The 19,347-nt window shown below is 61.3% G+C and carries 15 protein-coding genes; 5 read left to right on the top strand and 10 right to left on the bottom strand.

Annotated features, from left to right (window positions below):
- Positions 1-127 precede the first annotated feature (127 nt).
- Positions 128-790 carry an energy transducer TonB gene (locus JNL55_RS34195; protein WP_293865422.1) on the top strand — a complete coding sequence of 221 codons (663 nt, stop codon included), beginning with the start codon at positions 128-130 and terminating at the stop codon, positions 788-790.
- A gap of 42 nt (positions 791-832) precedes the next feature.
- Here the strand turns inward: JNL55_RS34195 and JNL55_RS34190 are convergent, their stop codons facing one another.
- Positions 833-2,035 (bottom strand): carbohydrate porin, encoded by a 1,203-nt coding sequence (locus tag JNL55_RS34190; protein WP_293865419.1) that lies wholly within the window; start codon positions 2,033-2,035, stop codon positions 833-835.
- 371 nt (positions 2,036-2,406) lie between these two features.
- On the opposite strand from JNL55_RS34190, the gene JNL55_RS34185 reads away from it, so the two are divergent.
- Positions 2,407-2,532 (top strand): hypothetical protein, encoded by a 126-nt coding sequence (locus JNL55_RS34185; protein WP_293865417.1) that lies wholly within the window; start codon positions 2,407-2,409, stop codon positions 2,530-2,532.
- 74 nt (positions 2,533-2,606) lie between these two features.
- Positions 2,607-4,463: an asparagine synthase C-terminal domain-containing protein gene (locus JNL55_RS34180; protein ID WP_293865414.1), complete on the top strand. Its 1,857-nt coding sequence runs from the start codon at positions 2,607-2,609 to the stop codon at positions 4,461-4,463.
- Here JNL55_RS34180 and JNL55_RS34175 read toward each other — a convergent pair.
- Complete coding sequence (locus JNL55_RS34175) at positions 4,460-7,426, bottom strand: TonB-dependent receptor plug domain-containing protein (RefSeq protein ID WP_293865411.1); 2,967 nt, start codon at positions 7,424-7,426, stop codon at positions 4,460-4,462. The genes JNL55_RS34180 and JNL55_RS34175 overlap by 4 nt on opposite strands.
- A 171-nt stretch (positions 7,427-7,597) precedes the next feature.
- Between JNL55_RS34175 and JNL55_RS34170 the strand changes: the two genes are divergently transcribed.
- Positions 7,598-8,749: a DSD1 family PLP-dependent enzyme gene (locus JNL55_RS34170; RefSeq protein ID WP_293865408.1), complete on the top strand. Its 1,152-nt coding sequence runs from the start codon at positions 7,598-7,600 to the stop codon at positions 8,747-8,749.
- 52 nt (positions 8,750-8,801) lie between these two features.
- On the opposite strand, the gene uvrA is transcribed toward JNL55_RS34170, so the two are convergent.
- The 3 genes from uvrA to JNL55_RS34155 all read right to left on the bottom strand — a co-directional run bounded on the left by uvrA (position 8,802) and on the right by JNL55_RS34155 (position 13,992).
- Positions 8,802-11,333 (bottom strand): excinuclease ABC subunit UvrA, encoded by a 2,532-nt coding sequence (gene uvrA, locus JNL55_RS34165; RefSeq protein WP_293865405.1) that lies wholly within the window; start codon positions 11,331-11,333, stop codon positions 8,802-8,804.
- A gap of 29 nt (positions 11,334-11,362) precedes the next feature.
- Positions 11,363-12,463 (bottom strand): zinc-dependent alcohol dehydrogenase family protein, encoded by a 1,101-nt coding sequence (locus tag JNL55_RS34160; protein WP_293865402.1) that lies wholly within the window; start codon positions 12,461-12,463, stop codon positions 11,363-11,365.
- Between the two features lie 68 nt (positions 12,464-12,531).
- Positions 12,532-13,992, bottom strand: a complete 1,461-nt coding sequence (locus tag JNL55_RS34155) for a PLP-dependent aminotransferase family protein (RefSeq protein ID WP_293865399.1) — start codon at positions 13,990-13,992, stop codon at positions 12,532-12,534.
- Between the two features lie 86 nt (positions 13,993-14,078).
- On the opposite strand from JNL55_RS34155, the gene JNL55_RS34150 reads away from it, so the two are divergent.
- On the top strand, positions 14,079-14,495 hold the full coding sequence (locus JNL55_RS34150) for a cupin domain-containing protein (RefSeq protein ID WP_293865396.1): 417 nt from the start codon (positions 14,079-14,081) through the stop codon (positions 14,493-14,495).
- Here the strand turns inward: JNL55_RS34150 and kdpC are convergent.
- The 5 genes from kdpC to JNL55_RS34125 all read right to left on the bottom strand — a co-directional run.
- Positions 14,492-15,076: a potassium-transporting ATPase subunit KdpC gene (gene kdpC / locus JNL55_RS34145; protein WP_415923218.1), complete on the bottom strand. Its 585-nt coding sequence runs from the start codon at positions 15,074-15,076 to the stop codon at positions 14,492-14,494. The two genes, JNL55_RS34150 and kdpC, sit on opposite strands and share 4 nt — an antisense overlap.
- A 16-nt stretch (positions 15,077-15,092) precedes the next feature.
- Positions 15,093-17,138 carry a potassium-transporting ATPase subunit KdpB gene (gene kdpB / locus JNL55_RS34140; RefSeq protein ID WP_293865390.1) on the bottom strand — a complete coding sequence of 682 codons (2,046 nt, stop codon included), beginning with the start codon at positions 17,136-17,138 and terminating at the stop codon, positions 15,093-15,095.
- Positions 17,139-17,142: 4 nt separating this feature from the next.
- Positions 17,143-18,870, bottom strand: coding sequence for a potassium-transporting ATPase subunit KdpA (gene kdpA, locus JNL55_RS34135; protein WP_293865387.1), 1,728 nt, complete (start codon positions 18,868-18,870; stop codon positions 17,143-17,145).
- Complete coding sequence (gene kdpF, locus JNL55_RS34130) at positions 18,867-18,959, bottom strand: K(+)-transporting ATPase subunit F (RefSeq protein ID WP_293865384.1); 93 nt, start codon at positions 18,957-18,959, stop codon at positions 18,867-18,869. Before kdpF ends, kdpA begins: the two co-directional genes overlap by 4 nt.
- Before the next feature lie 199 nt (positions 18,960-19,158).
- On the bottom strand, positions 19,159-19,347 hold a 189-nt coding region (locus JNL55_RS34125), incomplete at its 5' end, for a universal stress protein (RefSeq protein WP_293865381.1).

Raw genomic sequence — 19,347 nt, 5'->3', positions numbered from 1 at the left:
ACTGTCGCGCGCAGGAGCAGATTCGTAGCGCGGGTGCAGCGCCGATCTCCCCCCGTCGCCGCAACTCCGCGTAACGCTCGCTCGTGCGCACGAGCGGGTTTCAAATAACACGCTGGGAGTGAAACGAATGACTGCGACGACGATCAATAGTTTTCCCTCGTTACACAGCTGGAATTCGCCACGCGGCTGGGCGTTGGCAATCATTGCGCTGTTGCACTTGGGCTTTTTCTGGGCACTGAGTAGCGGCTTGACGCCGAAATTCATCACCTACTTGATTCCGGAAGCGCCGAGATATTTACCGCCGCCGGTAGCTCCCATGCCGCCGAAAAAAGTGCTGATACAGGAGCCGACCATCCAGCCGAAACAACTCGAGCCCACCTACGTCAAGCCGGTACTCGAGTTCGCCCCTGAGCCCGACGCCAAATCAGTGTATGTGCCGGAGCCAACGCAGCCCGGCAACTTCACCGATACTGGCGACGTGGTGGCGCCACCAACGCCGACGGTCGTCGAGCCGCGCATCGACGCGCGTCGCGGCCTGAGCGAGCCTTACTACCCGCCGCAGGTGATTCGTGAAGGCGGCGAAGGCACGGTGCTGCTATCGATCTATATTTTGGCGGATGGCCGCGTCGGTGAGGTGAGGCTGGACCGTTCCAGCGGTCACGCCAAGCTGGATGAGTCAGCACTGCGCGAAGCCAAGAAATGGCGCTTCGTGCCGGGCACTAGCGACGGCAAACCGATGGCAATGTGGAAGCAGCTACCGGTGACGTTCCGGTTGAATACTCGAATGTAACTTAGCGGGCGGTGCCGGTGCGCGAGCGCCGGCACTGCTCAATCACCAAGAAAAGGTCGGTGCCGCCACTTCGAAACGCAGACCTACCACCAGGGCATTGCGCAGCGAGCGCTGCGAGCCTGGATTCACGATGTACTGAACATCGGGCTGCACTGTCAGCCAATCGGTGAGCGTCGCTCGCCACGTGAGCTCGACAGCGGTCTCGTAGTCATCGATGTCTTCGGCGCTAGATCGCAACGCCGACGACGTTCTCACCCAAGCCGCGCCAATACCCAATGTTTGTTCACGACCTTCCGGGCGCGGCAAATCGTAATTGAGCGCAGCGACGAACGACCAATCGTGACAATTCACGATCTGCTGCGCATGACCGACGCGAAACGAAGTGCTCCACGGTTGCGGATCGTCCGGCGCCCCCAAACGTGAGTCGGCCGAAACATACCAACCATGATTGTGGGTCGAGCCAGCCGGCGGGCTCTCCGCGGCAGCCAAGTAATCGGCCTTGCGCGTGTAACCCCAAAGGCCCAGCGCTAGCTTCTGGACCGGACCATCGGTCAAGTGCTGCAACTCGGAGATCAATAACAAACCATCGTCATGATTCAACCGCACCGTGGTCGCCGTGGGATCGTCGGGATTGCCCGGCACGCCATCGAAGGCCGCGTTCAGCCAATGCCATTGCGCCCCGATGGCCAAGTTGAGTCGCACGCCCAGCGAAGTGGTCGGGAATATCGAGGGACCGTTCTCGCCCGACTGGCCCAAGTCCTGGCCCACGCCGAAGATGGAATTGATGTACAGCGCACGCGGTTCGCTGCTATCGAAATCTGCATTCAGATCGAGCAAACCGACGCGTAGTGAATGTTCAGAACTTTCGCCGAAGCTCCAGTCCGCACCCGCTTCAAGCAGCCGCGACGCCTTGGGGGCATCGATGTTGGAAACAGCGAACGAGTCGCCGATGAAACGATCCGACAGACCGCCGCCGTTGTTGCTCTGCCCGGACACGAACAGGGTCAGTCCCGACAAGCCCCACAGGCGCTCTGCATCTAGAGTGGCGGCAACGTCGAGATTGCCGAGGTGACGTTCTCCGCGTTCCAGTCCGCCACGGCGATTGGCAAAGAAGTCGCCGGTGTAGCCCGCTTCGAAATGCATGCTCGACGCCAGATCGTCGGCGTCGACGGCACCGGCCGCGCACGCCATGCAGACGGCGGCAGCAATCGCACTCAATTGGGTCGTCGGTATTGCCAGGGCCATGCGAGCCTCATTGTCGGTCTGGCTACCCAATCGGCATCCGCCTGCCGGGCCTGAGGCCATAACCCGATCCGGCTGCGCTTTCAGGCTTTGCCGTATCCCTCGCATGGGCCTCGCCCAGAGCTCGAGTGACGTAAGTCACAACTCCGGCGCGCGGCGATATACCAATAATCCAATGCCTGTCACTGCCCGCTGCACCAACTCGGCGCCGGCACCGATGTGAGAGTTGACGCGGATCGTGCCGGCCCATCGCATTGCGACCCCGCGGGGCTCGCCCGAGCACGCAATTGAAAGCAAGTTGGGGCGTGGCACGGTCCCGTACGCACCGGTCAATACATCTCGTGTTGTTCGGCGTGCAAACCAAGGAGACGGCGATGACTACGGATCCCATCGATTTGCTCGACCTGGGCGATGCCGCGGAAGAAACAAAACAGTACGTCCCCATTCCGGTGTTTCCGGACAGCCAATATTTTCGGGGCCTGGTGCCGGATATCGGCTGACGGTTGATGCCTGATCGTCCGGGTGCATGCGGCCGAATGCACCCGGATGTAACGAGCGCTGTCGGGAGACATATATGTTTCGCTATGTCGCGCTGACCTGGAATGTCGAGGACTCGGAACAGTGTTCGACGGCGCGATTTTTGAGTGAGCGCTGGCCGGCACGAAACAAATCGTGGGGGCGAGTCGAACAAAAAATCGGTCTATGCGTGCTGCATAAAAACTTCCGGCAAGGATCGCTGGACATTCAGGCGCTACCGAACGAGCACGGTGTGTTGATCGGCGCGATCTTCGAGCGCCAGTCCGATTGCACGGACGACTCGCCTGCCGAGCGTTTCCGTCCCGACCTACCTCAAAGCGAGTTGATCGTTGCGAGCCGTGGCAGCTGGCTCATCGAACACACTTGGGGCAATTACGTCGCCGTCTTGAAGGAGTTCTCCGATCACAGCGCGTGGGTTTTGAAAGACCCGAGCGGCAACTTGCCTTGCCTTCGAACCTCGTTCCGCGGCGTGCAACTGATTTTTGGCAATGTCGACGATCTGGTCGCCACCGGCTTGTTCCGCTTTACCCTCAACGAGCGCTATCTGCGCAATCGTGTATTGCTCGGCGGCGTGCTCGATCAAGACGCCTTGAACGAGGTGCAAACCATTCAGCGCGGCGAGTGTGTTCAGCTCGACGCCGACCTGCGCAGCACGCAGAGACTGTTTCACTGGCACCCGCTGAGCTTCACCGAACCCGGCAACGCCATCGAAGACGTTTCCTTCGCGACTCGCGCCATGCGTTCGACGGTGCGTTCATGCACGCGCACGCTGTGCATCGATCACGAGAGCGTGCTGCTTCGACTATCTGGCGGCCTGGACTCTTCCATCATCGCAGCCTGCCTCGCCGACGTGCCGGCACGCCCCTGCGTGAGCTGTTACACCTACTACACGCCGGGTGCTCGCTCAGATGAACGCCCTTGGGCTCGTCTCGCGGCCGGTCGGCACGCTCTCAATCACGAAGAGCATGCCGTGCTCGCCGAACACATCCCGCTGGGAAAAATTCTGGACCTGGCGGCGCAGGTCGAACCGACCGCCCTGATGGGTTATTTGTTACGCAGCACGTTGGAACAACAAATCGCCGGCGAGTATCGAGCGACCGCCGTGTTCTGCGGCGACGGCGGCGACTCCGGCTTCTGCGGCGAAACGTTCGCATACGCGGTATCGGAATACATGCGACGTCACGGCTTGCACCTACAGGCGCTGCGCCTCGCCGCCGGCGTCGCTGCGATCACTGAAGAATCGACCTGGACAGTGATGAGTAAGTCGCTGCGTCGTTGGCGGCGTGGCCCGGGCATGGAGCATCAACGCAAGTCGCTGCTCTCGATGTCGACATTACTCACCGAGGAGCTGCGCCACAGCTACTCCGATTCAGCCACCTTCCCGCATCCCTGGTTCAGCGCTCTACAACCGGTGCCTTGGCCGCTGATCAGGCGCCTCGGCTCACTGCTGGCAGCGCCGGAGTTCTACAACGTCGCGCCCGCCATCGATGCACCGGAAGTGCTCGCGCCACTCTATTCACAGCCGACGATTGAATTGCTTCTGCGCATTCCCGTGGACGTGCATTTTCAGGATGGCCGGGAACGAGGTTTGGCGCGCCTGGCCTTCGCCCAGGATCTGCCGTTCGAAATCGCTCGCCGCAACTGGAAGGATCGCGCGCCCGGTTTCGACGATGCGTTGGTTGAAAAGAATCGCGACCTGCTGCGCGAGCTATTGCTCGATGGCGTACTGGTGCAGGCTCGCTTGTTGAACCGCGCGGCCGTGGAAGAAATCTTGAGCGACCGAATCTCCAAGAGCGCCGCCTATTCCGGCGAACTGCTGCGTCATCTGGATGTGGAGATCTGGGCCAGAGCGTGGCAAGCCGACGCCGGCCAGCGCCATCGGGTCAGTGCTTAGAACTTTTGCTCCAAGCGGATATAAAACTGGCGCTGTCTCAATTCGGCTTGCGAGGTATCGAAGCCGCCGGCATCGCCCACGTCGGCAAAGCTCGGCTCGCCATCGAACACGTTGACGGCACCCACCCACAGCTTCAAGCCATCGAGCGCCGACTTGTCTCGATCCAACATGCCCAGATCTAACGAAGCCTGTACATCCCACAGCGTCTGTGCCGCGATCTTGCGGTTGGTAGGCACCCCAGCGATGGCATCTTCGTAGCTTGGCGTATAGCGAGCAAACATCACCGCACCGAAGGGGCCGCGTCGCCATTTCAACGAACCCACCGCACGCCAGGCGAGCACCGAACCGAGCTCGCTGGCAACGTTGACGCGCTCCACCATCGGCTGACCCGGCACATCGGTGGCGCGATACTTATCGAACCAGGTCAACTGCAGGCCCGGCGTAATCCGTCCCCAGTCGGTTTGTTTATCAGCCTTGATGACCAAGTCCACACCCGATGCACTGACGCCGCCGACGTTCATGCGGGACGTGTCCACTCGGCGCAGCGTGCCGGGACGATCCGGCGTCACTGCTGGATCTCGCACGATACGATCGGCAAAGAACCCTTCGTTACCGAGCATGGTCTGTAACGGCACCGACACTTGGCGATCCTGCATGTCGATGCGCCACCAATCGGCGGAGAATTGCCAGTTCCACGCAGTTGCTGGGCTATACAACACGCCGGCGCTCATCGATTTCGCAGTGGCCGGAGCCAGCTCGGGATTGCCCCCGGTGATGTAATCGATGGTAGCGAGTTCACCACGCGCCGGATCGCTCACACTGGCTTTAGACGTGATCCGCGGCAGATGTAAATCGTAAAGCGATGGTGGGCGAAAACTTTCGCTGCCCGAGACGCGCAGATGGACAGCGCTCGTTGGCCGCCACAACAGCGCTCCCTGATAGCGCAAGCTGGAGCCGAAATCGCTGTAGCGATCCCAGCGCACACCTGCGGTCAACGCCAGCTCGTGCACGCCTGGGATCTTCATTCGCTCCCCGAGTAACGGCACTCGTAGTTGCGTGAACGCCGAGCTCACATTGCGATCCGTGTCGAAAGAACTATTCAAGCCGCTCAACGACTGCATGTTTTCGTTGCGCCACTCGCCGCCGGCAATGGCCGACACCGAACCCGCCGGCACCGCCAACACCGGCCCTTGCACGAAAGCAGCGAGTTGCCGGCCGCCGGACGTGAAATGATCTTCATCGCGTGCCGCCCGCAAACTGTCGAGCAACGCATCGCTACCGAGTGACTCGGCAGAAAAAGGATTCAGCACCCGCGCCGGATCGGAGTTGGTCAATGCCGCCAGCGTCGCCGTCATGTCGAGCGTATTGCCGAGCCAGGTGTTGGCTCGTTCATCGGAATACAGCGCCGAGACTTCCCAATCCCACAGGCCCGAATTACCGCGCAGCGCCAACACGGCGCGCTTCAGCTCGGAGTCGACGTGCTGATACTGTGGCGGCAATTCCGTCAGCAAGCGATACACCATCACCGGCACGCCGAACGGATTGTAGGGATTGGTCGGCAGCGTCGGCACGAATGCCACCGCCGGCCACACCAGGCCGGCCAGAATCGGCGGCCCGTAGTGATAGGTGGACTCGCGCTTCGCATACAGCACGTCGCTCGAGAGCGTCATCGAGTCGTTGAGTCGCGCCCAGCCGGTCGCAGTGACTGTCGCTCGCGTGGCTTCGGGAACGACGCTGGAATAACGTAGCAAGCTTTCCAGATTCAACTGTCCGGCGGTGGCTTGAAAATCAGCGATGCTGATGCCCGGCGTCGCATCGCTGGTCGGCACGGCCGCGAACGGCTGCGACAGGCCGGGCAGATTGCCGGCGAGCGCAAACACATTGCCCGGGCTGCTGATGGGCGTGCGCAAATCGCGTCGACCGAAGCGATTGAAATCCTGATCCCGCCACAGATCGCGCTCTTCGCCGAGCAGCCCACCCATCTTGTAATAGTCGAACATCATGGCGGTGCGCACTCGGTCCCGTTCCCAACCGCCGGACAAGGTGACGCGCTCTTGCTTGGCGCCACCTTGAGCGCCGCCATAGCGCAACTCCACTGTCGGGCGCGCGATTCGATCTCGCAGGATGATGTTTATTACGCCACCGATAGCGTCGGTGCCGTACGGCGCCGACGCCGAATCCAGCAGGAACTCGATGCGCTCCACCGCCGTGATTGGAATGGTGTTCAGATCGAAGGCACTGGACGCAATACTGTTGGCGCTGGGCAATGCACGACGGCCGTTGATCAGCACCAACGCCGTGTCGGGACCGAGCCCTCGCATCTCAGCGTACTGCGCACCGCTGCCTCGATAACTTTCCGGTCGCGAATACGCGCTCTGAGAAATGTAACGAAGCAGATCAGGCAAGGTCGGCGCGGCGATGGCTTCCAGATCGCTGCGTTCCATGACCACCACCGGCGAGCCGGACAACGCCAGATCCTTCATCGGCCAACCGACCACCATCACTTCCTCCGGCATGCCCACCTTGGCCGGATCGAAATCGCTGGAGTGCGGCAGCGTGCGCAACACACCCACGCTGTTCAATTCGGCGGCCGCATCGGAGGGCGGCATGGGCTCCACCGAAACCATGCTGTCCTCGACCCAACGAAAAGTGAGTTGCGATGAACGCAGCACCACCGACAACACTTGTTCGACCGACAGCCGTCCTTTGACTGGCCCGACCAGAGCTTCCTCTTCAGCGGTGCTGGTGGACAGATAACCGAGCAGTAACCCGCCGGCCTGGCGACTCAACTCATGCAGAGCCATCACTCGGGTGGAACGCGGGATGTCGAACTCGAATTGCTGGGAACGAGTCCGGTTTTCGGCGCTGGCGGGATAGGCAAGAATCGACCATAACGACGCGGCCGCGCCGAGCAAGAACAGCAGCTGTACACCGGCCTCCCGCCAGCGACATAACGCAGTCACGCCAACCCCCGCCCGAGTCGATGCTGGTTATTTGCGACCGATGGTCGGCGGGGAACGCAGGTCGTACAACCGGTACTTATAACACCCCACCTGGTACTTTCAGCACTTCTACCGATGCTCCGCTGCCGCCGCCATGACACGTTGGCAGGCCGCAACAAGAGTCAGTGTTCGATGCCCGTGAATGCCGCCGAGTCCCCGCTAGCCCGCCTCCCCACGCCGTCGCTGCTGCTCGAACAACAGCGCATGGATCGGAACATCGCTCGGCTGACCGACCATCTCGGTCGTCTGGGCACGACACTGCGCCCTCATCTAAAGACCACCAAATCCGTCGACATAGCCCGTCGCGTGATGGTCAGCCCGAGCGGCCCGGCCACGGTGTCGACGTTGAAGGAAGCGGAAGAGTTCGCGGCCGCCGGTGTGCGAGACATCCTGTATGCAGTGGGCATCGCGCCGGCCAAGCTCGACCGCGCCATTGCACTGCGCCGGAGCGGTGTGGACCTGTCCATCGTGGTCGACAACATCGACCAGGCTAGAGCGGTCGCGGCCAAATGCCGCGAGCTGAAAATTTCGTTGCCGACCTTGATCGAGATCGACTCCGACGGCCACCGTGCCGGTATACAACCGGGCGACCCGTTGTTGGTTGAGATCGCACGTGTCCTACAGGAAGGCGGCGCCGACCCGCGCGGTATCATGACTCACGCCGGCGGTTCCTATGACGCTCGCAGCGAAGCGCAATTGATCGCAGCCGCTGAACAAGAGCGAGCCGAAGCGGTGAAGTGTGCCGAACAATTGCGAGCCGCGGGCTTCGCGTCGCCGGTGGTCAGCGTCGGCTCGACCCCGACCGCACACTTCGCACGCGACCTTACCGGCGTCACCGAAGTGCGTGCCGGCGTGTTTGTATTTTTTGATTTGGTGATGGCGGGTATCGGCGTTTGCTCCATCGACGACATCGCCATCAGCGTGCTGTCCAGCGTGATCGGTCATCAGCCGAGCAAGAATCAGATTCTGGTCGATGCCGGCTGGATGGCCATGTCGCGCGACCGCGGTACTGCCAATCAGCCGGTCGATCAGTTCTACGGCCTGGTGTGCGACGCTGCCGGCCGCCCGTATCCCGACCTGATCATGCGCTACGCCAACCAGGAACACGGCGTGCTGGAACTCCGCCCGGGTAGCACGGCCAAGTTGCCGGATCTGCCGGTGGGCTCTCTGGTACGCATTCTGCCCAACCATGCTTGCGCCACGTCCGCGCAACACAGCCACTACAACGTGATTCTGGATGGCCAGGTCGTTGCTAAGTGGCCGCGCATTCAGCCAGGCTGGTAAGCGCTCGTTTCGGAAGCCGGCAGCTGCTGCAGCTCGCCGGCTTCCTGCTGTCTCAGCTGGCTTCTCGCAGAAACTCGGCCAGATACGGCGCCGTCCGACTGCGCTTTGATCTGGCAACTTCAGTGGGCAATCCGGTGGCCACGACGGCACCGCCCTCATCGCCCGCCCCCGGCCCCATGTCGATGACCCAATCGCTGCCTGCGACCACTCGCATGTCGTGCTCGACCACCACAACGGTGTTGCCGGCGTCGACCAAGCGTTCGAGCTGAACGACCAAGCGCTCCACATCGGTGGGATGCAGCCCTGTGGTCGGCTCGTCCAATACATACAAGGTGTCGCCGCGTGACAAGCGCTGCAACTCAGTGGCCAGCTTGATGCGTTGAGCTTCGCCGCCCGACAGTTCCGTCGCCGCCTGCCCCAGCCGCAAATAACCCAAGCCAACATCACGCAGCACGCTCAACGAGCGATGAATGTGCGACTCGTCGGCGAAGAACTCCCAAGCGGTGTCCACCGTCATCGCCAGCACTTCGGCGATGTTTTTGTCTCGATAGCGAACCTCCAGCGTCTGTGCGTTGTAGCGAGCGCCGTGGCATGTCGGGCATGGCGCATACACACTCGGCAGGAACAACAGCTCGACCATCACGAAGCCTTCACCTTCGCAGGTCTCGCAGCGACCTTTAGCGACATTGAACGAAAAGCGACCCGCATCGTAACGACGCGAGCGCGCGGTCTTCGTGGCAGCAAACAGCTTGCGCACGTAATCGAACAATCCCGTGTACGTGGCCAGATTGGAGCGCGGCGTGCGACCGATGGGCTTTTGATCCACGCGCACCAGACGTTTGATCCGTTCCATGCCGGTCGTGATTTTGCCGCCGACTGTATGCACGACGGTGCGCTCCAACTCGCTACCTTCGTCTTCGTCGGCCTCGACTTGCTGCCCGAGATGCGCCGAGACCAACTCGACCAGCACTTGGCTCACCAGCGATGACTTGCCCGAGCCCGACACGCCCGTGACACTGGTCAGCAGGCCGAGCGGAAACTGTGCATCCAAGCGTTCGAGGTTGTTACGAGTGACGCCACTCAACTTCAACCACTCTTTCGGCGGTCGCGGCTCACGCTTGGGCAATTTGAATTCGGAGAACAAGAAGCGCCGCGTGTGCGATGCCTTCACGGACGCCAGCCCTTTGGGCGGGCCGCTATACAACACTTGACCGCCGTGCTCGCCGGCCGCAGGACCAACATCCACGATCCAATCGGCGTGACGAATCACATCGAGCTCGTGCTCGACCACGAACAACGAATTGCCGGCGCGCTTCAATTGATCGAGCGCAGTCAGCAACGCCTTGGTATCGGCTGGATGTAAGCCCGCCGACGGCTCATCGAGCACGTACACCACGCCGAACAAGTTCGATCGCACCTGAGTCGCAAGCCGCAGTCGCTGCAACTCACCAGGCGACAACGTCGGCGTACTGCGCTCCAACGAGAGATAGCCCAAGCCGAGCTCCAGCATCACGGCCACCCGCGCTTCCAAATCCTCGACGATGCGTCGAGTGACCAGCGCCTTCTCCGGATGCTCCGCTTCGATCTTGCGCCACCGAGGCGCAGTGCCTGAGGCATAGGGCTGCAGTAACTTCGCCAGCTCCTTGAGCGGCAAGCCCGACATCTGCGCGATGTCCAGATCGGCGAACTTCACCGACAACGCTTCGACCTTCAAGCGCTTGCCGTCGCAAACCGGACAGTCGGTGCTGACCAGATATTGCGACACGCGCTTTTTCATCAGCGCACTTTCAGTATTCGCGAACGTGTGCAGCACGTAGCGCTTGGCACCGGTGAATGTGCCCATGTAGCTCGGCGCTTCTTTGCGCTTCAACGCGCGACGCACTTCGGGCGGCTCGTAACCGGCGTACACCGGGACGCTGGGTTGTTCGTCGGTGAACAGCAGCCAATCGCGATCCTTCTTGGACAGCTCGCGCCAAGGCTTGTCGATGTCGAAACCCAGCGTCACCGAGATGTCCCGCAGATTTTGTCCGTGCCATGCCGGCGGCCACGCTGCGATGGCGCGTTCACGAATGCTCAACGACGGATTCGGCACCATCGACGCTTCGGTGGCATCGTAGATTCGGCCCAAGCCGTGACAGGTCGGGCACGCACCCTGCGGCGTGTTCGGAGAAAAGGCCTCCGCATAAAGCAACGGCTGCCCGCGCGGATAATCGCCAGCGCGCGAGTACAGCATGCGAAGCAGATTCGACAGCATCGTCACGCTGCCTACCGACGACCTCGTCGTCGGCGAACCGCGCTGCTGCTGAAGGGCAACGGCTGGCGGCAAGCCGTCGATCTCATCGACCTGGGGCACGCCCATCTGATGAAACAGACGACGCGCATACGGCGACACCGATTCCAGATAGCGCCGTTGCGCTTCCGCGTACAAGGTGCCGAAAGCCAGCGAGGATTTTCCCGACCCCGACACACCGGTGAATACCACCAGCGCGTCGCGCGGAATATCTACATCGACGTTCTTGAGATTGTGTTCGCGTGCGCCACGGACATGGACCATGCCGTCCGCGCGCGCTTCAGTCTTTTTCATCCGCGAAGCATAACGGGCCTAGACCACATTTAGAACGTCAGCACGATCTTCCCCATGAACTCCCCGGACTCCATCGCCTGCAACGCCTCGGCGTATTGCTCGATGGGGTAGACGCGGTCGACCAACGGCCGCAGCCGATGCCGCCCCATGAATTCGTTCATACGAAGGTAATCGGCACGCGAGCCGACGAAGATGCCGCGAGCCGTGGCGGATTTTTTCAGCAGCCCCCACGACGACAGCGATCCGTCGTAACCAGTGATGCCGCCGATGATGGCGAGTGTGCCCGCATCGGCCAGGCTGGCCACCGATTGCTGGAGCGTGCTCTTGCCCACTACGTCGATCACCAAATCAGCGCCGCGTCCCTGAGTCAGCCGCAGCACCGCCTTCGGCCATTCCGGCTCAGTTCGATAGTTGATGCCGTCGCGAGCACCGAGCTTCGCGGCATGCGCCAGCTTTTCATCCGAACTGCTGGTGACGATGGGGTGCGCGCCAGCGGCCACCGCGAACTGCAAAGCGAAGGTGGCTACGCCGCCCGTTCCCTGGATGAGTACAACGTCACCCTTGCGGGTAATCACGCGACCCATCACTCCATTCCACGCCGTCACTGCCGCAGTCGGCAGCGTCGATGCTTCTTCATAGCTGAAGCCATTCGTAATCGGGACGACAGCACGAGCATCGAGCGCAATGTATTCCGCCGCCACGCCGTCGATGCTCCATCCATATACCGCGTCTAGATACTGTTCGCGGTACGGACCCTCGATCCAGTTCCTGAAGAAAGTGTTGGTGACTCGCGCTCCCTTGCGAACATTTTTGACGGACCGCCCGACGGCCACGACTTCCCCAGCCGCGTCCGACACGGGCGTCGTCGCTGCCGTATCGAAAGACTGTGAGTTCAGTCGTGACAATTCGCTGCGGTTGAGACTGATGGCAAGCACGCGCACCAGCACCTGATCGTCAGCAATCTGCGGCAGCGGCGCTTGAACCAGTTTCCATTCATAGCGCTCGCCGGCTTTCTCGACGACGACTTTGCGCGCCGTCGCCGGCAAAGCAGACGCCTGAGCCAGCAGCGGGACCAGCGCGTACAGGCTCATGGCTGCGAGTCCGAGCCGATTGCATTTCAATGAACTCATGACCTCGCACTATGGTCGAGGCCATGGCAGCTCTGAAGAGCCACCTGGAAGCAATCGCACGGGTCCACTCAGCCTTTGCTATTGAAGGCCTTCGCCAGTCGCACCAGCCCCTCAGTAATTTCTCGCTCGGTCAGGCTGCTAAAGCCAAAGACCAGGCCGGCCCTGGCTGAACGGCCCGACTGAAAACGACGCAGAGGATAGACACCGGCACCGTGACGACGCGCTTGCTCGACGATCTTCTCGACATTGACCGATGCTTGAGTGAACGCGGCGAGATGCAAGCCCGCGGCGGATGGAACCGGCGTCAGATGCTTGCTCAGATGTTTCTTCAATCCATCCAGCAGCGCCTCTCGTCGACCGCTGTACACCTGCCGCATGCGACGCACGTGCCGAGCCAAGTGACCTTCCGCGATGAAACTCGCGAGCGTCTCCTGGAGCAAAGGCGAGCATTGTCCATCTGAGCACTGCTTCGCGGCGATCAATGACGGCTGTGCCCAAGCCGGCGCCACCACGAATCCCAGCCGCAGATCGGGAAACAAGCTCTTGGAGAACGTACCCACATAAAATACCGAGCCGGTACGATCCAAGGTTTGCAAGGCGTCGAGCGGCCGAGCCCCGAAACGAAACTCGGCGTCATAGTCATCCTCGACGATCAAGGCATCGTGAGCATCGGCAAACGCCAGTAACTCCGCACGGCGTCGCGGCGACATGACGGCGCCGGTGGGAAACTGATGGGACGGCGTGACATAGATGATCTTGGCGTTCGCCGGTAGCTGCTCGACGATCAGTCCTTCCTCATCCACCGCCACCGGTACGATCTTCGCCCCCGCTGCCGAGAACGCCATGCGAGCGCGCGGATATCCCGGATCCTCCATGGCAACGACGGCACGCTTCGCTGTCACCAGCATTCGTGCGAGCAAATCGAACGCCTGCTGTGCCCCGCTGGTAACCACGATGTCAGATGCGTTACAGGCCACTGCTCTCGCAAACGACACATGCTTTGCAATCGCCTCACGCAACGCCGGCCGTCCCGCTGGCGCCTCGTCGCTCAACGGCGCACGAGCAAAGGATCGCAGCGCGCGTGCAGAAAGCCGACGCCATACGCTCATCGGGAACTGCGAGATGTCGGGTTTACCGAGACTAAATCGATAGCGCACCGAGGCATCGCCCGGGGATTCATCGAACATCGTTGGTCGCTGCCAGAACTCGTGCAACTGACGCACGCGCTTGGCACTGGCTCTAGGTTGGCCAGCCAGACTCGTCATTCTTGGCAGCACATCGGACACGTACGTGCCCGCGCCGTGACGAGTCGTGATGTAACCTTCACTCAGCAACAAATCGTAGGTGGCAATCGCCGTGTTTCTAGACACGCCGTAGTTGGTCGCCAACACGCGCGTGGCCGGCAATCGCAATCCTGGCCGCAGTCGGCCTTCCAGAATGGCGGCCTTGAGCTGACCGTGCAAAGCTCGCAGGCGTTCGCCGGACTTGCGCGGCGGAATACGAATCGGCAGTTCCAACACTGGTTCCATCGAATTTTGCCTTTTTGGCCCTTTTACGGAGCCGCTGCCCAGCGCATTCTGGCGTTTATCCATTGCCTTCAACAAGGCCACGCGCCATGAAATACCCCCGCACTGTGTCGTTGCTGATTGCCTCCTTCAGCCTGCTGGGCGCTACCGGCCAGGCTGCGGATTCGAAGAACACCACCGTCGTGCAGCCGCTGCTGACGGAACCGCTCAGTGGCGTTCCCGGCAAAGAAGTTACCGTGTTGACGGTCGAGTACCTGCCCGGCGGCGCGTCGCTACCTCATCGGCATGACGCGGATGTGTTCGTGTATGTGCTCGAAGGGGCCGTGACCATGCAGGTCGACGGCAAAGAGCCGGTCACTGTGCGCAAGGGTCAAACGTTTCGCGAAAGCCCCCACGACATTCATCGCCAATCTGCCAATGCGAGCAAGACCGAGCCTGCCCGATTCGTAGTGTTCATGGTGAAGGACATTGGCAAGCCAGCGACGCGACCGGTCGACGGCGGTTAGGTCGGCGCCAGCTTTCTGGCATCCAGGGCGAGGTTCAACTCGAGCACATTGACTCGCGGCTCGCCGAGCAAGCCGAAGGTGCGTCCTTCCGTCGCATCTTCGACCAGTTTGCGAACGTCTGCTTCCGGCAAGTCGCGAGCGCGCGCGACTCGTTTCACTTGATACTCAGCTGCCGCGGGCGAGATATGAGGATCGAGACCGCTGGCCGAAGCGGTGACCAAGTCGACAGGTACCGGCGCCTGATTATCTGGATCCAACTCGCGCAACATGGCCACTCGCTCTGCCACCGCCTTTGCTAGCGCAGGATGGGTCGGGCCCAGATTCGAGCCGCTCGATGCCGCGCCATTGTAAGGCTGCGGCGACGTCGCAGACGGGCGGCCGAAGAAGTATTTGGGATCTGAGAACGGCTGCCCGATCAGCCGCGAGCCGCGCAGCTTGTCACCCGACGTGATCAGGCTGCCGTTGGCCTGGTCGGCAAACAGTGTCTGCGCAATGCCAGTGACTGCCAACGGATAGGCAACACCGGTGATCAAGGTCAGCAACAGGAAGGACACCAAGGCAGGACGCAGTTCGCTCATGATGATTCTCGCGATGGACTCAGGCCAAGCCGACGGTTACCAACAACACATCGATGAGCTTGATGCCGATGAATGGCACCACCAGACCGCCGACGCCATAGATCAACAAGTTTCTTCGCAACAGCAATGCCGCCGAGGTGGCGCGTGTTTTCACGCCACGCAGTGCCAGCGGCACCAGAAACACGATGATGATGGCGTTGAAAATCACCGCCGACAGGATGGCGCTCTCCGGGCTCTGCAATTGCATGATGTTGAGTGCATTCAAGGCCGGGTAAGTCGCTGCGAAAGCCGCCGGAATGATGGCGAAGTACTTGGCCACGTCGTTGGCGATGGAAAACGTCGTCAATGCGCCGCGCGTCACCAGCATTTGTTTGCCGACATCGACAATCTCGATCAGCTTGGTCGGATTGGAATCCAGGTCGACCATGTTGCCGGCTTCTTTGGCCGCTTGGGTGCCGGTGTTCATGGCCACGGCGACATCGGCCTGCGCCAATGCCGGCGCATCGTTGGTGCCGTCGCCGCACATTGCCACCAACCTGCCTTCGGCTTGATTGCTACGAATCAACGCCAGTTTTTTCTCGGGCGTAGCTTCAGCCAGAAAGTCGTCCACCCCCGCTTCGGCGGCGATGGCCGCTGCTGTGAGCCGATTGTCGCCGGTCACCATGATGGTCTTGATCCCCATCTGCCGCAGCTCGGCGAAGCGCTCGCGAATGCCACCTTTGACGACATCGCGCAGCTCCACGACACCTAACACGCGCCGACCTTCTGCGACCACGATGGGCGTAGCGCCGCGACGCGCGATGGTGTCGATGGACTCACTGAGCTTCGCCGGCCACCCGCCGCCTTGCTCTTCGACGAACTTGCGAATCGCGTCGGCCGCACCTTTGCGCAGGCTGCGCCCTTCCAAATCCACGCCACTCATGCGCGATTGAGCCGAGAACTTGTGGAAGGTGTGCGCCGTGGTCGCGAGATCTCGGCCGCGCAACTGAAACTTCTGCTTGGCCAGCACCACGATGGATCGGCCCTCGGGCGTTTCGTCAGCCAACGACGCCAACTGCGACACGTCCGCCAGCTCTTGCTCGGTGACACCCGGCGCCGGTACGAATGCCGAGGCCTGACGATCGCCGAGCGTGATCGTGCCGGTCTTGTCGAGCAGTAAAACATCGACGTCGCCGGCAGCTTCGACGGCGCGGCCTGAAGTCGCAATCACGTTCGCGCGCACCATGCGGTCCATGCCAGCGATGCCGATGGCGGACAGCAACGCGCCGATGGTCGTTGGGATCAAACAAACCAATAGCGCCACCAGCACTGTCAGCGTCACCACCGAGCCCTGCCCTGCCGCGTTCACCGCGAACTGTGAGAAAGGCGCGAGCGTCGCTGTTGCCAGCAAGAACACCAACGTCAACATGGCCAGCAAGATCGACAGCGCAATCTCGTTCGGCGTCTTGCCTCGCTTCGCGCCTTCCACCATGGCGATCATGCGGTCGAGAAAACCTTCGCCCTCTCTGGCAGTCACACGGACCACTATCCAATCCGACAGCACGCGAGTGCCGCCGGTCACGGATGAAAAGTCACCGCCAGCCTCGCGTAGCACCGGTGCCGATTCGCCGGTAACCGCGCTCTCGTTCACAGATGCCACGCCTTCGACGATCTCGCCGTCAGCGGGGATGATGTCGTCGGTTTCGACCAGCACTAGATCGCCACGACTCAGAGCGCTCGCCTCTACCGTCTTGTAGTCGGTGCGGTTGTTGGCGGTGACTTTCTTCGCATAGGTGTTACGCCGCATGGATCGCAACGTCGCGGCCTGCGCTTTGCCTCGTCCTTCAGCAAGCGCTTCGGCGAAATTTGCAAACAACACGGTGAGCCACAGCCACGCGGCGATGGCGAGCACGAATCCCGGCCGGCCTGCGCCTTCGATGCCCCCCGTCGCCGCACCGACGCCGATCACAGTCGTGAACACGCTGCCGACGAACACGACGAACATCACGGGGTTGCGAACCTGCGTCCGCGGATTCAGCTTGCGAAACGACTCGATGACAGCCGAATGCAGTATTTGAGTATTCATGACATCAACCCTTGCCCATCATCTGAAGGTGTTCGACGATGGGCCCTAGCGCCAGCGACGGCAGGAATGTCAGCGCGCCGACCATCAACACCACACCGACGAGCATGGCGATGAACAGCGGTGTGTGAGTCGGCAACGTGCCCGCAGTCACTGCGACGCTGCGCTTGGCCGCGAGACTGCCGGCGATCGCGAGCACTGGAATCATCAGCCAGTAGCGCGATACCCACATCGCGACGCCGAGCGCGATGTTGTAGAACGGGGTGTTGGCCGACAGCCCGCCGAACGCACTGCCGTTGTTGTTACCGGCTGATGCAAAGGCGTAAAGAATCTCGGAGAAGCCGTGCGCGCCGGGATTGGCGATGCTCGAAGTGCCCACGGGAATGGCGCTGGCGATGGCGGTGCCGACCAGCACGACCACACAGGGCAACAACAATACCAGCGACGCCATTTTCACTTCGTACGCTTCGATCTTCTTGCCCAGATACTCCGGCGTACGACCGACCATCAGACCCGCGATGAATACTGCGACGATGGCAAACATCAACATGCCGTACAGCCCGCTGCCGGCGCCGCCGAACACAACCTCGCCGAGCTGCATCAACCACAACGGCACCAGCCCGCCGAGCGGCGTATACGAGTCGTGCATCGAATTGACTGAGCCGTTCGACGCAGCCGTGGTTGCCGCAGCCCAAAGCGCTGAGTTGGCAATGCCGAAGCGGACTTCTTTACCTTCCATGTTGCCGCCGGCTTGATCGACCAGCGACATCTCCAGCCGAGGGTTGCCCGACTGCTCAGCGCCGAACACGCCGAAGGTGAGCGGAAAAAAGATGACCATCATCGCCGCGAACACCGCCCAGCCCTGGCGTGTGTCGTTGACCATGCGCCCGAACGTGTAGCACAGCGCTGCGGGAATCAGCAGGATGGACAGCACTTGCAGGAAGTTGGACAGCGGCGTGGGATTCTCGAACGGATGCGCCGAGTTCACATTGAAAAAGCCACCGCCATTGGTGCCAAGCTGTTTGATGGCAATCTGACTCGCGGCCGGCCCGAGCGGAATGGTTTGCTGCGTCACTTGCTCGGTCTGAACGACAACGGGCTGGACCAAATCGACAGCCTTGTAGGCCGAGAAGTTCTGCACCACGCCTTGCGATACCAGCACGACCGCCAGCAGCAACGACAACGGCAACAGCACATACAAAGTGCTCCGTGTCATGTCCACATAGAAGTTACCAATCTCTGTGGCCTGCCGCCGCGCGAAGCCACGAATCAAAGCAATCAGCACCGCCATGCCCGACGCGGCCGACACGAAGTTCTGCACGGTCAGGCCCAGCATCTGCGTGAAGTAACTCATCGTCGACTCGCCGCCATAGCCTTGCCAGTTGGTGTTGCTGGCGAAGCTGACTGCGGTATTGAACGCGGACTTCGACTCCACGCCGGCAAAGCCTTGCGGATTCAGCGGCAGAACGTCTTGCCACAACTGCATCACGTAGACGACTGCGAAGCCGATGAAGTTGAACAGCAACACTGCGACGGTGTAGCGCTGCCACGAGGACTCCGCCTGCCCGTCAATGCCACAAAGCCGATAGATGCCACGCTCTACTGGCCCTAGCACTGACGAGAGCAGCGTGCGCTCGCCTCGATAAACCTTGGCCATGTAATTGCCGACAGGCTTGACCAGCACCGTCAGCACGATCAGGAACAACACGATTTGAATCGCACCGAGCATGTTCATTGGAATTTCTCCGGGAACAGCAGTGCTACGACCAGATACACGCCCAGCGCGGCGGCCAAAGCCAGACCAATCCAGTTCAATGAGCTCATTGGCGCGGCCTCTCGTGACCGGGCTCGAGCCATAGAATCAATTTGTAGAGCAGCCAGGTGCCGCCGATGAGCAGCAGCACGGCGATGGCAATCGCTCTGTCCATGGACCTCTCCTACCCTGCCGGAAGGCAGTGACCGATGGAGACAGTCTAGGAACGGCGGTGTGAGGAAGGCGTTAAGAAATCAGCGGGCTATTTCGTCAGGGGGCAGGTACCGAACCTCGCGGTACCACCAAGACATCGCAGGCGGCAACCTCCATGATCCGATTGGCCACGCTACCGATCAGCGCTCTGCGCACGCGACCGCCGCCACTGGTGCCCATCACCAGCAGATCCGGCTGGTACATCTCGATGGCATGACGAATAGCCGACGCAGGATGATGGTCGGC

This window comes from Steroidobacter sp. (assembly GCF_016790065.1).
In the GTDB taxonomy this organism is placed as follows: Bacteria; Pseudomonadota; Gammaproteobacteria; order Steroidobacterales; family Steroidobacteraceae; genus Steroidobacter.
This window is presented reverse-complemented; position numbering and strand designations above follow the sequence as displayed.